This window comes from Roseitalea sp. MMSF_3546 (genome assembly GCF_030732865.1).
Taxonomy (GTDB): Bacteria; Pseudomonadota; Alphaproteobacteria; order Rhizobiales; family Rhizobiaceae; genus Roseitalea.
This window is the reverse complement of sequence record NZ_JASHKB010000001.1, coordinates 241,227-255,487: the sequence shown is the minus strand read 5'-3', so window position 1 is coordinate 255,487 and position 14,261 is coordinate 241,227. Positions and strand designations below refer to the sequence as shown.

Annotated in this window: 13 protein-coding genes; 2 read left to right on the top strand and 11 right to left on the bottom strand. The window is 68.2% G+C overall.

From position 1 onward, the window contains the following. Window positions 1-25: 25 nt before the first annotated feature. From infB to RBB34_RS01245, 7 genes are all read right to left on the bottom strand, one after another. Window positions 26-2,563, bottom strand: coding sequence for a translation initiation factor IF-2 (gene infB, locus RBB34_RS01275; protein ID WP_306117359.1), 2,538 nt, complete (start codon window positions 2,561-2,563; stop codon window positions 26-28). Next, a complete protein-coding gene (locus RBB34_RS01270; protein WP_306117472.1) occupies window positions 2,560-3,273 on the bottom strand; it encodes an RNA-binding protein in 714 nt (237 codons plus the stop codon). Before RBB34_RS01270 ends, infB begins: the two co-directional genes overlap by 4 nt. Before the next feature lie 23 nt (window positions 3,274-3,296). After that, window positions 3,297-4,931 carry a transcription termination factor NusA gene (gene nusA / locus RBB34_RS01265; protein ID WP_306117358.1) on the bottom strand — a complete coding sequence of 545 codons (1,635 nt, stop codon included), beginning with the start codon at window positions 4,929-4,931 and terminating at the stop codon, window positions 3,297-3,299. Between the two features lie 18 nt (window positions 4,932-4,949). Next, window positions 4,950-5,582 (bottom strand): ribosome maturation factor RimP, encoded by a 633-nt coding sequence (rimP, locus tag RBB34_RS01260; RefSeq protein WP_306117357.1) that lies wholly within the window; start codon window positions 5,580-5,582, stop codon window positions 4,950-4,952. 107 nt (window positions 5,583-5,689) lie between these two features. Continuing rightward, window positions 5,690-6,388 carry a tRNA (guanine(46)-N(7))-methyltransferase TrmB gene (locus RBB34_RS01255; RefSeq protein ID WP_306117356.1) on the bottom strand — a complete coding sequence of 233 codons (699 nt, stop codon included), beginning with the start codon at window positions 6,386-6,388 and terminating at the stop codon, window positions 5,690-5,692. 10 nt (window positions 6,389-6,398) lie between these two features. After that, window positions 6,399-7,673 (bottom strand): methionine adenosyltransferase, encoded by a 1,275-nt coding sequence (metK, locus tag RBB34_RS01250; protein WP_306117355.1) that lies wholly within the window; start codon window positions 7,671-7,673, stop codon window positions 6,399-6,401. Between the two features lie 212 nt (window positions 7,674-7,885). Next, window positions 7,886-8,077 carry a hypothetical protein gene (locus tag RBB34_RS01245; protein ID WP_306117354.1) on the bottom strand — a complete coding sequence of 64 codons (192 nt, stop codon included), beginning with the start codon at window positions 8,075-8,077 and terminating at the stop codon, window positions 7,886-7,888. A 184-nt stretch (window positions 8,078-8,261) separates the two neighbouring features. Between RBB34_RS01245 and RBB34_RS01240 the strand changes: the two genes are divergently transcribed. After that, window positions 8,262-8,702: a ferritin-like domain-containing protein gene (locus tag RBB34_RS01240; protein ID WP_306117353.1), complete on the top strand. Its 441-nt coding sequence runs from the start codon at window positions 8,262-8,264 to the stop codon at window positions 8,700-8,702. A gap of 49 nt (window positions 8,703-8,751) precedes the next feature. Here RBB34_RS01240 and RBB34_RS01235 read toward each other — a convergent pair whose 3' ends face one another. Genes RBB34_RS01235 through RBB34_RS01220 form a run of 4 tightly spaced genes read right to left on the bottom strand, consistent with a single transcriptional unit; the run spans window position 8,752 to window position 12,043 of the window. After that, entirely contained in the window at window positions 8,752-9,339 is a 588-nt protein-coding gene (locus RBB34_RS01235) for a class I SAM-dependent methyltransferase (protein ID WP_306117352.1), read from the bottom strand. Continuing rightward, window positions 9,323-10,042: a PIG-L deacetylase family protein gene (locus tag RBB34_RS01230; protein ID WP_306117351.1), complete on the bottom strand. Its 720-nt coding sequence runs from the start codon at window positions 10,040-10,042 to the stop codon at window positions 9,323-9,325. Before RBB34_RS01230 ends, RBB34_RS01235 begins: the two co-directional genes overlap by 17 nt. After that, window positions 10,035-11,105, bottom strand: coding sequence for an acyl-CoA dehydrogenase family protein (locus tag RBB34_RS01225; RefSeq protein WP_306117350.1), 1,071 nt, complete (start codon window positions 11,103-11,105; stop codon window positions 10,035-10,037). The genes RBB34_RS01230 and RBB34_RS01225 overlap by 8 nt, the downstream gene beginning before the upstream one ends. After that, window positions 11,102-12,043: a hypothetical protein gene (locus RBB34_RS01220; RefSeq protein ID WP_306117349.1), complete on the bottom strand. Its 942-nt coding sequence runs from the start codon at window positions 12,041-12,043 to the stop codon at window positions 11,102-11,104. The genes RBB34_RS01225 and RBB34_RS01220 overlap by 4 nt, the downstream gene beginning before the upstream one ends. A gap of 508 nt (window positions 12,044-12,551) precedes the next feature. On the opposite strand from RBB34_RS01220, the gene RBB34_RS01215 reads away from it, so the two are divergent. Continuing rightward, window positions 12,552-14,201 (top strand): mechanosensitive ion channel domain-containing protein, encoded by a 1,650-nt coding sequence (locus tag RBB34_RS01215; RefSeq protein WP_306117348.1) that lies wholly within the window; start codon window positions 12,552-12,554, stop codon window positions 14,199-14,201. Window positions 14,202-14,261: the final 60 nt, after the last annotated feature.

The following is a 14,261-nucleotide window of genomic DNA, read 5'->3' as shown; positions in this document are numbered from 1 at the left end:
CGCCGGCGGAACGGCGGGCGCTCTGCTAGAGCGTCCGCGCCACTTCCTCCACGCGGAAGCACTCGATGATGTCGCCGGCGCGGATGTCCTCATAGTTCTCGAAGGCCATGCCGCATTCCTGGCCGACCGGAACCTCGTTGACCTCGTCCTTGAAGCGCTTGAGCGTTTTCAGCTTGCCCTCGTGGATGACGACGTTGTCGCGGATCAGGCGCACGCCCGCGCCGCGCTCGACCTTGCCTTCGGTGACCTGGCAGCCGGCGACCTTGCCGACCTTGGTGATGTTGAACACCTCCAGGATCTCGGCATTGCCCAGGAACGTCTCGCGCCGCTCGGGCGACAAAAGGCCCTCCATCGCCGCCTTCACGTCATCGAGCAGGTTGTAGATGATGTTGTAGTAGCGGATCTCGACCCCGGCCTGCTCGGCGGCATCGCGCGCCTGCTTGTTGGCGCGCACGTTGAAGCCCATGATCGCCGCGCCGGTGGATTCGGCCAGCGACACGTCGCTCTCGGTGATGCCGCCGGCGCCCGAATGGACGATGCGGGCCTGGACCTCGTCGGTGCCCAGCTTTTCGAGCGCGCCGTTGATCGCCTCCACCGAGCCCTGCACGTCGGCCTTGATGAGCAGCGGGAACTCGGCGGTTTCGCTGTCCCTGGCGGCCGCCATCATCTGTTCGAGCGAGCCGCGCGCGCCGGCCTGGCGGGCCACGGCGATCTCGCGCGCCTTGCGCTGGCGGTATTCGGAAATCTCCCGCGCCCGCGCCTCGCTTTCGACCACGGCGACCTTGTCGCCGGCCTGCGGCGTGCCGTTCAGCCCCAGGATCTCGACCGGAAGCGACGGCTCGGCCTGCTTGAGGTTGTCGCCGCGATCGTTGAGGATGGCGCGGACCTTGCCCCACTCGTCACCGGCGACGACGATGTCTCCGGTGCGCAGCGTGCCGGTCTGCACGAGCACGGTCGCCACCGCGCCGCGGCCCTTGTCGAGCTTGGCCTCCACGACCACGCCCTCGGCGGTGCGGTCGGGATTGGCCTTCAGTTCGAGAACCTCGGCCTGCAGCAGGATCGCATCGAGCAGCCCGTCCAGATTTGTCCCCTTGAGGGCCGAAACCTCGACCTCCTGCGTGTCGCCGCCCATGGATTCGACGAACACCTCGTGCTGAAGCAGTTCGGTGCGCACCTTCTGCGGGTCGGCGTCGGGCTTGTCGACCTTGTTGATCGCCACGATCATCGGCACGCCGGCCGCCTTGATGTGATTGATCGACTCGATCGTCTGCGGCATCACGCTGTCGTCCGCGGCGACCACGAGGATGGCGATGTCGGTGGCCTGGGCGCCGCGGGCGCGCATGGCGGTGAACGCCGCATGGCCGGGCGTATCCAGGAAGGTCACCTTCTGGCCGTCCTTGTCGACCTGGTAGGCGCCGATATGCTGGGTGATCCCGCCGGCCTCGCCGGAGACGACATTGGCGCTGCGGATCGCATCGAGCAGCGACGTCTTGCCGTGGTCGACGTGCCCCATGATGGTGACGACAGGCGGGCGACCCTTGAGGTCCTCGGGCTTGTCCTCGATGTCGAAAATGCCCTCCTCGACATCCGATTCCGAGACGCGCCGGACCGTGTGGCCGAACTCCTCGGCGATCAGTTCGGCCGTGTCGGCGTCGATCAGGTCGCCGGGCTTCATCATCTGGCCCTGCTTCATGACGAACTTGACCACGTCGACGGCCCGTTCGGCCATGCGCTGGGCCAGTTCCTGAATGGTGATCGTCTCGGGCAGCGTCACCTCGCGCGCGATCTTCTCGCGCGGCTCGGACGAGCCCATCTGGGCGCGCTTGATCTTCTCCTGCCGGCGCCGCATGGCCGACAGCGAGCGCGCGCGGCCCTCGCCGTCCGCGGTGACGTTGGACAGGGTGAGCTTGCCGCGGCGGCGATTGTCCTCGCGTCCCCGGGTCGGCTTGGGCGCGGCGTCGGTCTTGGCCGGCCGCTTGGCGGTCGTGCCGCGTCGCTCGCCGGCGTCCTTGTCGGCTTCCCTGGGCTGGGCGGCGGCCTGCTCGGCCTGGCGCGCAGCCTCCTGCTCGGCCTTGCGGGCTTCCTCGGCCCTGGCCTGCTCCTCGGCCTCGCGGCGGGCGGCTTCCTCGGCCTCGCGGCGCTCACGTTCGGCCTTGTCGCGCTCGAGCCGCTCTTCCTCCTCGCGCCGGCGCTGCTCGTCGGCCCGGAACTTCTGGCGGTCCTCGGCCTCGCGGGCCTTGGCTTCCTCGAGTGCCCGGCGGCGCGCTTCCATCTCGCTTTGCGACAGTTCCTTGAGCACGGTGCCGCCGCCGCGGTCGGGCTGGCTGGGCGCGGGCGGCGGCGTGGGCGCCTCGGCCGGGCGCGTGCGCGGCTTGAGCCCGGACGCAAGGGACCCGCCGGCCGGCTTTTCGCCGGGCTTGGTGAACTTGCGCTTGCGCGTTTCGACGACAACGGTGTTGGTGCGGCCGCCGCCCATCTTCTGGCGCACGGTGCCCTTGTCGCCGCGCCTCAGCGACAGCGTACGTCCACCGGTCTTCTTGTCGTCTGTGTAGTTGTCACTCATTCCTGATCCGTTTCCCTCACGGTCGCGTGCTTGCGTGCAGTGTCCGTTGATCGGCCCGATTGTCCGCCTGACCGGCCTTCGCGGTCGCCGGAACCGGCCCGGTAGTCGCGCAGCGCTTCAAGGCGCCGCAATGCGGCATCGCCGGCCCTGCCGTCAAGCACGGCAGCATGTATTGCATTTCCGCCCCCGAAAGCCAAACCCAATTGTTCGGCCTCGAGGAGTTGAAGGACCCCCATATCGGGCCCGCCGAGATGGCGGGTGGCGCGCCGTGCCTGGTCCAGTTTTCGCACCCCGTCGGGCGCCGCCTCCAGCGCGTGCAGGACGACCAGGGCGCGCCCTTCGCGCACGGCCCTGTCGACCTTCTGGGCGCCGGCGACCAGATCGCCCGCCTTGCGCGCGATCGCCAGTGCCCCGATGGCGCGCCGGACCAGCAATGCGTCGACCACCGCCCCCAGATCGTCGCCCGCGACGACCTTGCGCCTGAGCGCGCGGGCGAACAGCCGCTTGCGCACGGCCGTGTCGACATGTTCGCGCCGCGCCGTCACCCAGCAGCCGCGCCCCGGCAGGACCCGCTTGAGATCGGGCACGATGCGGCCGTCGGGATCGGCCACGAAGCGGATCAGCCGGTCAGCATCCGTGCTCGTGCCGGTAACGATGCAGCGGCGCTCGTTCATCGCATCGGCATCGGTGCCATGACCATGGACGCTGATGGCTCATCCCTCCGAAGCCCGTTTCAGGCCGAAGCCGGCGCGGCGGCGGCCGGTTCGCCGGCTTCGCCTTCGCCCTCGGCCGGTTCTTCGTCGGTTTCGGCCGCCAGATCCTCCTCGGAGATCCAGCCGACCGCGAGGCGGGCGGCGACGATCATCTCCTCGGCCTCGGCGCGCGTCGTGCCGAACGGCGTGAAGACCCCTTCATAATGCTTGGTCTCGCCGTCGACCCGCTCGCGCCAGCCGACCAGATCGTCGACCGCGCAGCCAGCGAAATCCTCGAGCGACTTGATGCCGTCCTCGCCGAGCGCAACCATCATCGCCGTGGTCACGCCGGGGACGTCGCGGATCTCGTCGGCAACGCCCAGTTCCTTGCGCCGCGCGTCGTTCTCGGCCTCGATCCGGTCGAGATATTCGCGCGCACGCGCCTGGATTTCCTCGGCGGTCTCCTCGTCGAAGCCCTCGATCGAGGAGACCTCCTCGGCCTCCACATAAGCGACTTCCTCGATCGTCGAAAAGCCCTCCGATGCCAGCACCTGGCCGACCATCTCGTCGACGTCGAGCGCCTCCATGAACAGTTCGGTGCGGTCGGTGAACTCCTTTTGCCGGCGCGCCGACTCCTCGTCCTCGGTCAGGATGTCGATGTCCCAGCCGGTGAGCTGGGAGGCAAGGCGCACATTCTGGCCGCGCCGGCCGATGGCCAGCGAAAGCTGCTCGTCGGGAACGACCACCTCGATGCGCTCGGCATCCTCGTCAAGCACGACCTTGGCGACCTGGGCCGGCTGCAGCGCATTGACGATGAAGGACGCCGCATCGGGCTGCCATGGGATGATGTCGATCTTCTCGCCCTGCAACTCGCCCACGACGGCCTGCACGCGGCTGCCGCGCATGCCCACGCAGGCGCCGACCGGGTCGATCGAACTGTCGCGGGAGATCACCGCGATCTTGGCGCGTGAGCCCGGATCACGGGCCACCGACTTGATCTCGATGATGCCGTCATAGATCTCCGGCACCTCCATCTGGAACAGCTTGGCCATGAACTGCGGATGGGTGCGCGAAAGGAAGATCTGCGGGCCGCGCTGCTCGCGCCGCACATCGTAGATGAAGGCGCGCACGCGGTCGCCATAGCGGTACATCTCGCGCGGGATCAGTTCGTCGCGCCGGATGATGCCCTCGCCGCGGCCAAGATCGACGATCACATTGCCGTATTCGACCCGCTTGACCGTGCCGTTGACGATCTCGCCGACGCGGTCCTTGAACTCCTCGTACTGCTTGTCGCGCTCGGCCTCGCGCACCTTCTGGACGATCACCTGCTTGGCCGACTGCGCCGCGATGCGGCCGAAATCGAGCGGCGGCAGCGGCTCGGCGATGAAGTCGCCAAGCTGCGCGTCCGGGTTCTTGGCGCGGGCATCGGCAAGCGCGATCTGGTTGTCGGTGTTTTCGAGCTCCTCGACCACCTCCATCAGCCGCTGCAGCTTGATCTCGCCGGTCCTGGCGTTGATGTCGGCGCGCACATTGGTCTCCTGGCCGTAGCGCGACTTGGCCGCCTTCTGGATCGCATCGGCCATGGCGCCGATGACGATGTCCTTGTCGATGAGCTTTTCGCGCGCGACCGCATCGGCGATCTGCAGAAGCTCGAGCCTGTTAGCACTGACTGCCATGTCTTTCTCCTGTCACGATCAGGCGTCGGGCCCGTCGTCTGTGAAACCATCCTGGTCGGCGTCGATGTCGCGGGCGGCGCGGGCCGCCTTGTCGGCCTTCAGAGAGGCGCGGATCAGATCGTCGGTGAGGATCAGGCGCGCCTCGGCGATGGCCGAAAACGGGATCTCGCTGCGATTGTCCTCGCCCATGGCCGGCTGGTCGCGGAACAGCGCGACCGTTTCCTTGCCGACATCGGTGATCGTGCCGCGAAAGCGCTTGCGCCCGCCGACCATCACCGAGGTCTCGACCTTGGCGATGTGACCGCGCCATTTGGCGAAGTCCGATCTCCGGACCAGCGGCCGGTCGATGCCCGGCGAGGACACCTCCAGATGATAGGCGCGATCGATCGGGTCTTCAACGTCCAGGATCGGCGAGACCATCCGCGACAGCGTCTCGCAATCCTCGACGGTCATGGTGCCGTCGGCACGCTCGGCCATGATCTGCAGCGTCATGCCGTTCAGGCCCGACAGGCGCACCCGCACCAGGCGGAACCCTTCCGAGTTCAGCACCGGCTCGATCAGTTCGGCGACACGCGCATCGAGGCCGGTTTCGCGCACCAGCCGCGGCTCGTCGTCGATGATGGGCGCGAATTGCGCTGCCTGTGTCGTCACGTGCGATCTGAATATAAAAAAGAGCGGGTCCGGCGGGCCCACTCTTCGTCTGCGACCAAGATTTAAGCGCTATATACGCCTTGGCGCGGGGCGTTGCAAGGGCCGCCTCAGAGCCTTCTGACCGTAAGGTAGGCGGGCTTGCGCCCCTCGGCCAGCGCCTTTTGCTCATAGCGCGTGCCGGGCCAGTGGGGAAACGGGCGCCGCCAGTCCCGGGCGCGGCGGGCGGTCCACGCAAAGCACCGGTGGCCGCCGACATGGCGGAGCGTCCAGTTGACATAGCTGTCGATGTCGGAGGCGAAGCGGAAGACCCCGCCGGGCTTCATGACGCGGGCGAACCGGTCGAGATTGGTCCGGTTGACGAAACGGCGCTTGAAATGGCGCGGCTTCGGCCATGGGTCGGGGTACAGAAGGTCGATCTCGTCGATCGAGGCGTCGGGCAGCCAGTCCAGAAGCTGCGTTGCATCGTCGTCATAGACGCGGATGTTGGGCGCCGGCGTCCGTTCGAGGGCGACGAGCAGCTTGGCCATGGAATTGACGAAGGGCTCGACGCCGATGAAGCCGGCTTCGGGCCGGCGGCGGGCGTGCGCCAGAAGGTGTTCGCCGCCGCCAAAGCCGATCTCGAGAACGACAGTCTGCGGGCTGTGCGGGAAAAGCCGCGCGATGTCGGCGGGCGCCGGTACGCCCGGATCGATGCGCAGTTCGGGCAGGCGCGTTGCGAGCGCCTGCGCCTGGCGCGGCTTGAGCGCCTTGCCGCGCCGCCGGCCGAAAAACGCCTCGGTGGCCCGCCCTGGCCGGTCGGCGGACATGACGGGCCCGCTACGCGGCCTGCTTGACGGCGTCCTTGAGCGCCTTGACCAGGTCAAGCCGCTCCCAGGAGAACGAACCGTCGCGGCCGGGCTTGCGGCCGAAATGGCCATAGGCCGCCGTCTTGGCGTAGATCGGGCGGTTGAGCTTGAGCTGGCGGCGGATGCCGCCGGGCGACAGGTCGACCGTCTGGCGGATGGCGTATTCGATCATCTCGTCGTCGACCCGGCCGGTGCCGTGCGTGTCGACATAGACCGAAAGCGGCTGCGCCACGCCGATGGCGTAGGAAAGCTGGATCGTGCACTTGTCGGCCAGCTTGGCGGCGACGACGTTCTTGGCGAGATAGCGGCTGACATAGGCGGCCGAGCGGTCCACCTTGGTGGTGTCCTTGCCCGAGAACGCGCCGCCGCCATGGGGCGCGGCGCCGCCATAGGTGTCGACGATGATCTTGCGGCCGGTCAGGCCGGCATCGCCGTCCGGGCCGCCGATGACGAACTTGCCGGTGGGATTGACATACCACGCGCAATCGTCGGCAACCGGCATGTCGCCAAGGGCCTGCCGGATATAGGGCTCGACCACCGCGCGCACCTTGTTCGAATCCCAGTCCTCGTCCAGATGCTGCGTGGACAGCACGATCGAGGTGACCTCGACCGGCTTGCCGCCGGCATAGCGCACGGTCACCTGCGACTTGGCGTCGGGGCCGAGCCGGGCCGCCTCGCCCTCGCCGGCCTTGCGGGCATCGGCCAGAATCTCCAGGATCTTGTGCGCATAATATATCGGCGCCGGCATCAGTTCGGGCGTCTCGTCGCAGGCATAGCCGAACATGATGCCCTGGTCGCCCGCACCTTCCTCACCCTCGGCATCGGCGGCGCTGTCGACGCCCTGAGCGATATGCGCCGACTGGGCGTGCAGCAGCACGTCGATCTTGCAGGTCTTCCAGTGGAAGCCGTCCTGCTCGTAGCCGATGTCGCGGATCGCCCGCCGCGCCGCCGAGCGGAAACGGCCCGGCGCGATGGCCGGATGGCCCGAGGCGTCGTGGACGACATTGCCCTGCCTGTCCTTCTTGAAGAAGATGTCGGGGACGCGCACCTCGCCGGCGATGACCACGCGATTGGTCGTCGTCAACGTCTCGCAGGCCACCCGCACCTTCCCGACTGCCTCCTCGCCGGCCTTGCGGGCCTCGCGATAGATCATGTCGACGATTTCATCGGAGATGCGATCGCAGACCTTGTCCGGATGCCCCTCCGAGACCGATTCGGAAGTGAACAGATAATCCTGCCGAGCCATGTTGCTGCCTTCTGGTTTGGTGCGCGCCATGGGTGCCGCGCCCCTTGTTGTTGGCTGTTTGGTTCCCAGTGGCAGCGTGGTTAGGCAACAATCCGACGCAGGTCAAGGACAATAGAAAGATATAAGCATAAGTGCATATGCCCGCGCCAAGCGTGGCGAGGGCCAGCGGGATTTCGGCCCGCGACCGGCGCGATTGCGGCAATGCACGCCGTTCAGCGGCCGGTGCTGCCCGGCCACCACGAGGGCGGATCGCTGGCCGGGAAGGTTTCCTCGAGCGCCTCGTCCACGTCGCCGTTTTGGCGTTCGGGCTGGTTGTCCGCATCCTCCGGGCGCGGCTCTTTCGACGGTGTCGGCTTTTCGGTGCGGTCCTCGGATTCGTGTTCGGGTCTGTGCCGTTTGGTCATCGAACAACTCCTGGTTCATGTCCTCGGTCATGGTCGGCAGCAGGCTACCGCCATGGCCACAGTACATCAACGCGCCGGCCGGCCTGTCGTTCAGCGACTGTCCATCGACCGATCGATTGGGAACCCGATCGCTCCGCAATGCTTATTCGAGAAGTTTCAGTCGCAAACCATGGAAGAGACCGCGATGCCCACCACAGTCGGAACCGAGGCCGATGAGAAGACGATGATCGGCCATCTGATCAATCTCGAGCATGACGCCATCGCCGCCTACGAATCGGTGATCGACAAGCTCGACAATGCCAGCCACAAGGAGCGCGTCACCGCATTCAAGGCCGACCACGACCAGCAGGTGGCCGAACTGCGCTCGATCGCGGCGGAGCTGGGCATGGAGGCCAGCTCGAACGGCGATTTCAAGAAATTGCTGACGACCGGCAAGATCGCGCTGGCCAATCTGGGCGGCGACAAGGCCATCCTTCGCGCCATGAAGACCAATGAGGACGACACGGTGCAGGCCTATCAGCAGGCCCGAGACAACAGCGCCGCCAGACCGGAATGGCGCAGCTTCTTCGAAAAGGCGCTGGCCGACGAGGAAAGGCACCGCGCCTGGTTCGCGAGCGCCGAGTGAATGGCGGGGCATCAAGGCGCGCAGGACGCCTTTGCCCCGCGCAGACCGATCAACGCGGCTTCACAAAGGCCTCGGCGACCCAGTGCCGGGTGCGGACAGCGCTGCGCGGCGCACCGAACAGCGCGCGCAGTTCGGTGCCGATCCGGGCACTCGTGCAGGTCATGTCGTCATAGCGCCAGACGGTGTTGACGACGACCAGCCGCCCGCCCGGGCGCAGGGCCGCAAAGGTTGAAGCCATGGTCGCCCGACGTTCCCTGCCGGCCAGATAGTAGAGCACCTCGCTGGCGATCGCGGCGTCATATCGCGCGCAGGCCAGGCGAAGCGGCAAGGCGGCCTGGCGGATCGTGACATGCGGCAGATGCGCGGTCCGGCTTCGCGCATGGGCGACCGCGCCCCTTGCGACATCGACGGCCTCGAGCCGCAGGAAACGCGGCGCCAGTTCGCGCGTCGAAACGCCCGGCCCGCAGCCGAGTTCGAGACCCCGGCCAAGCCGCCCCGCGCCGAGCATGCGGCCGATCACGGCGCGCTTGCAGCGCTCGACGCGATCGCGCTCATACGACCAGGGGTCGTCGGAACCCGCATAGAGCGCCTCGAAGTGCGCCGCCTGCCCCGGCGCCGTGCTAGCGTTCCAGAACATAGCTTTCGTGTGGCCCCGTCATGGCCCTGAAGGTGGCCGGATCGATGCAAAAGCCATCGGGATCGTCGCCGACGACAGCGCCGAACTGGCTGCGATGGGCTCTCAGGGCGGCGACCTTGCGCGGGCGCGCGGCGCCCACGGTCAGGTGCACCAGACGGCCCTCGCGCGCGCTCGGCCGGTCCCGGCGCGTGCCCGTGATGGGCGTCCAGACAAGGCATTCGGCAAGGGTTGCCGGCAGGCCGTACATGGCCTGACGCAACAGCCGGTATGCGCTGCGGTGATCACGGTGCGGCTCGCGGCGCCAGGTGGTGACGACGAGCCCGGCGCCGCTTTGCACTATGGCGGCGCGCAGGCGGCGACGGGTCCCTTGCCATTGCGCGTCGGCAACCGTGCCGGATGCGCTGTCGGGAAGATCGAGGGTCAAAAGCGGCCGGATCTGCCCCAGGCAACGCAGCGCCGCGCGCATCTCGGCCAACCGGATGGCCGCCAGGCGCGCGGGCCCGTGCTGCCGGCTTCTGGGGTGCGAGGCGGCGCCGTCGGTCAGCAGAGCGACCTCGACCCTCACCCCGCGCATGCGCGCATGGGCGATCAGCGCGCCCGTGCCGATGCATTCATCGTCGGGATGCGGGGCCAGCACGAAGATGCCGCGACCGGCGCCGCTCAGGCGCGCAAGGCGGGGCCAGTCGACGATCGGCTCATGCATCGAAGAGCGGCACATAGCGCCCCTCCGCGGCCGCCGTGCCCGCCCGGCAAAGCGCTGCGTCGGGGGCGGGCTGACGCAGATAGACCGACAGGTCGCGCAAGACCCTTTCAAGCCGATGACCGGCCATCAGACCCGGACAGCCCACCGAACGCTGCGCAAGATCGAGGACGCGGGCGCCAGCCTGCACCAGGTGCGTGCGCGCGGCATCGGCAATCAGCGCCGCCTCGGGCGAGGCGGCAGCGTCCTGCCAGGCAATGGCAGGGGCGATGCGGCGGTAGGCGGCCCTGACGGCCGCATAGGCCGCCTCGGCATCGGCGAGCATTTCGCCCAGCCGCGCCGCCTGGTGGGGGTCGGCGTGCCTGCGTGTGTCCGCCAGGTGCGCCCTGGTGGCATCCCAGACAGCCAGAAGCCCGCCCAGTTGCACCGCAACGAAGCGAATTGCGCCTCCGCCGAAAAACGGCTGGTCGAGATACCGGCCCGGCGCGCCCAGAACGTCAGCCTCGTCCACGACGGTGCCTTCAAGGTCGACGGCGTGGCTGTCGGTGCGCTCCATGCCGAGCGGTTTCCACCAGCTTGTGTCGAACCGGCCTTCCAGCGTCTTGCGATCGGCAAGGACAAGCACCATGCGGTCGGCATCGTCGCGGACCGGTATCAGGGCCAAGGCGAGGTGGGAGGCACCCGAGGCATAGACCTTGCGGCCGTGCAGCCGACCCTTGCGCAGACAAGCCGGGCTGGCACGGTCGTCGGCGCCCCAGACGCCGAACAGGCCGCCAAGTCGGGCCATGTCCAGCAGTCGCTCGCGCTGTGCGGCGCTGGCCAGCCGCGCAATCAATCCGATCGCGTTGACATGGCCTTCATAGATCCGGCCCAGCGCCAGGTCGGCCCGGCCGAGCGCGATCAGGAGGTCACACATCTGCGGCGGCGCGCCCTCGCGTGGGGCGACGAGCGTGGCGATACGCGCCGGATCGGTCAGCCCCTCGTGGCGAAGCAGGTCCAGCCCTTGGGCGGGAAAGGCGTCGCTGGCGCAGGCGCGCAACGCGTCGGTCAGCTCGGCATGGTTCACGCTGCCCTCCCGGCCCGCATCTGTGCAAGGAATGCCTCCAGGCCGGCGATGGCGCGATCGGCCGGCTCCAGCGCCGCCGGCCACTGCACGAAGGCGCGGGCATGGCAGGGACCGGCGCAAAGCCGTTCAAGCGTCAGGTCATGGCGTTCGACGAGACCGGGGTCGGCGGACGCGGCATCGCGGTGCAGCAGGTCGGCCATGCCGCCCAGGGCACGCCCCGTCACCCTTGTGGAGGCGCGCACCGCAAAGCCGCTGCTGCGGTCGACACGCAGGCCCAGTGCGTCCGCCGAGCCGACGAAGCTGCGGTCTTCCTCGCTGGGCACGGGCGGAAATCCTCCAGCCTCGTCGTAGGCCGAAAAGGTCGCGGCGATGCCGGCCGCGCCGTGATCGCCATGCAGCAGTTCGGAGGCCGGCTGCCCCGTGCGCAGCCACTCGACGACCTCGCGCACATGGCGGCGCCACAAGACGATCCGCGCGCGCCGGCGCAGCGCGGTCTGCGGCGCAGGCTCGGCCGGATCGGCAAGGCAGGCGATGCGGGCCAACACGACATCGGCGCCTGCGGCAAATGCCGCGCCGGCCGTCCGAAGCCCGTCTTCGGGAACGATCGCATCGGCGTCGGTGGAAAACAGGCGGTCGCGATCACGGGCGCCGAACACGCGCCGCGCCGCCTCGACCGCCGCGCGGCGCGCCCCGCCGGCATGCGCCAGGGCATCGGGCAGCCGTCGCTCCTCGACGACCGTGTTCAGGTGGGCGCTGCGGGCCGTGTGCCCGGCGGCCATGGCGGTCCCGTCCGTGCAGTTGTTGGCGTAGACAAGCACGTTCACCTCCTCCGACACCCCTCGCGCGGCCCGGTCGAGAGCCTGCAAGGCGCGGGGAATGCGCAATTGCTCGTCTTTGGCCGGGATCACGACGATCCATCGGGCGGGGTCGGTGTGCATCGCAAAATCCGATCAGCTCAACGAAAGCGGTAACGTCGCTGAAGGCCGATCGGTTGCCTTAACGTTCGCAGCGACGGTCCCTGCGCCATTGCCGGCTCAGCCGCTGGAGCCGTCGGCGCCCGTGCCCGCGCCCTCGGCCGGGCGCGGCTGGCCGCACACGCCGTAAAGGGCGCCCCCAGGGCGAACCGTGCCTGTCAGCCGGCGGCGCGCCCCGGCCCGCTCCGGGGCGTGGCGGCGACCGGTCATTGAGTGCGGATGCCGTGGCGGGCGATCGGGCATGGTCATGGCGCATCCTGTCGGATCGGGTGTTTCGGCGTTTGCCCAAACAAGCGTCGATGGCGCCTGCGGTTCCGTGGAGGGTGCGGCCGGCAAGGCGCGCGGCGGCGACCGGCGGGCCGTCAACGACGCGGGTCCGGATCGGGGCCGATCGGCCACCGGTCGCTTCGCCTGGGGAACCTCGAGCCCAGCCGCGCCGTTGAGTTGCAGCCTTCAAACTCTCGCGCGCACCATGAAACGTCCTTTTGGCACCGTGCTGGTCTTTTTCGTGCTCGCGGTCGCCGCCGCGGCGCAGGATGGTGTGCTGCGCTATTTCGAAGTCGACAGCCTGAACACCGGCCTTGGCCCCGTGCCCGAAGGGATCGACCGCGACACGCCCCAGGCGGCGGTGGAATCGTTTCTCAACCGCGCCCATGGCGGCGAGTGGAAGGCGGCCGCCCATCTTCTCGACCTGACCAACCTCGAGCCGGCTAGCCAGCCGCAGGCCGGCCCTGAACTCGCCCGCAAACTGCACACGGTCATCGAGCGGCAGGTGGTCATCAACTGGGACGACCTGCCCGACCGGCCCGACGGGCTGAAATCGCGCGCGCCGTCGAACGCGGTGCTGGCGGGCGAGCCGCGACGGTCGATCCGTGTGTGGATGGTCGAACTCGAAAACCGGCCGGTCTCCATCCGCCTCAACCGGCTGAAGCCCGCCGGAGCGGATCCGGTGTGGGTCTTTTCCGAGCAATCGGTGGAGAACCTGCCGGCGCTCGCTGCGCGCTACGGTGCCTCGCGCTTTGAGGCGATGTTGCCGGAACTGCTGCAAGAAGAGGTCTTCTGGGACCTGCGTGTCTGGGAGGTCATCGGCCTGCCACTGGTGCTCGCCCTGTCGGTCGGCCTTGGCGTGCTCACCTATGCGCTGATGTCGCGCGGCATGTATCGGATCCGCCGCGACGAGGGCGGCAAGTCATTCACGCTCGCGCTGCGCGGCCCGCTCATCCTTTATGTCATGACGGGCGTCGTTCATGTCCTGACCCATTGGGTGCTCGCATTTTCGGGGCGGATCGACGCCTTCCTTGCGCCACTGATCGCCATTGGCTACTTCGTTGCCACGGTGTGGCTGATCATCAACGCGGCCGACACGATCCTCAACCGCCTGATCGACTTCGACCAGGGTCAGCTCAGCACGATCGGTTCCGGCCAGGAGCGCAAGCGCGGCATTGCAACCAAGGTCGCCGCGGCAAGGCGGCTGCTGATCGTGGGGCTGGTTGTGACGGGCGCCGTCATCGTGCTGCGCCGGGCCGATCTGTCGCAGACGCTGGGCCTGTCGCTGGTGGCCTCGGCCGGGGTGCTCACCCTGGTCCTGGCCTTTGCCGCCCGCAGCATCCTGGCCAATATCCTGTCATCGATGCAGATCGCGCTGAACCAGTCGGCCAAGATCGGAGACAAGCTGCTTTGGAACGGCTATATCTGCACGGTCGAGCGCATCCACTTCACCTTCGTGCAGTTGCGCGACTGGACGGGCAAGCGGATCGTCGTGCCGGTTTCCGACTTCGTCGAGGAAAGCTTCGAGAACTGGACGATGGTCGATCCCACCATCATCCGCCGCGTCGACCTGCGTCTTGCCCACGACGCGGACATCGATCCGCTGCGCAAATCCTATCACGCCATTCTCGAGCAGATGGCCGACCGGCTCGGCGACCTCGACAATCGCGGCGTGCACGTCACCGATCACGACATCTTCGGGCAGAACGTGATGTTCATGGTGCCGTGCGCCGATCCGAATGCGGCCTGGATGCTCGAGTGCGAGGTGCGCGAGAAACTGCTCGCCGCCGCCGCGCGGATCGAGGCCGGCGGCGAGAACGTCTTTCCCGAAGCCAACCCGGCCGAGGCGGCGTGACGTGGCGAGCCCGACAGGGTGGTCCTGCCCACACCGTCTTCGCCCCATCGCGATCGGTGC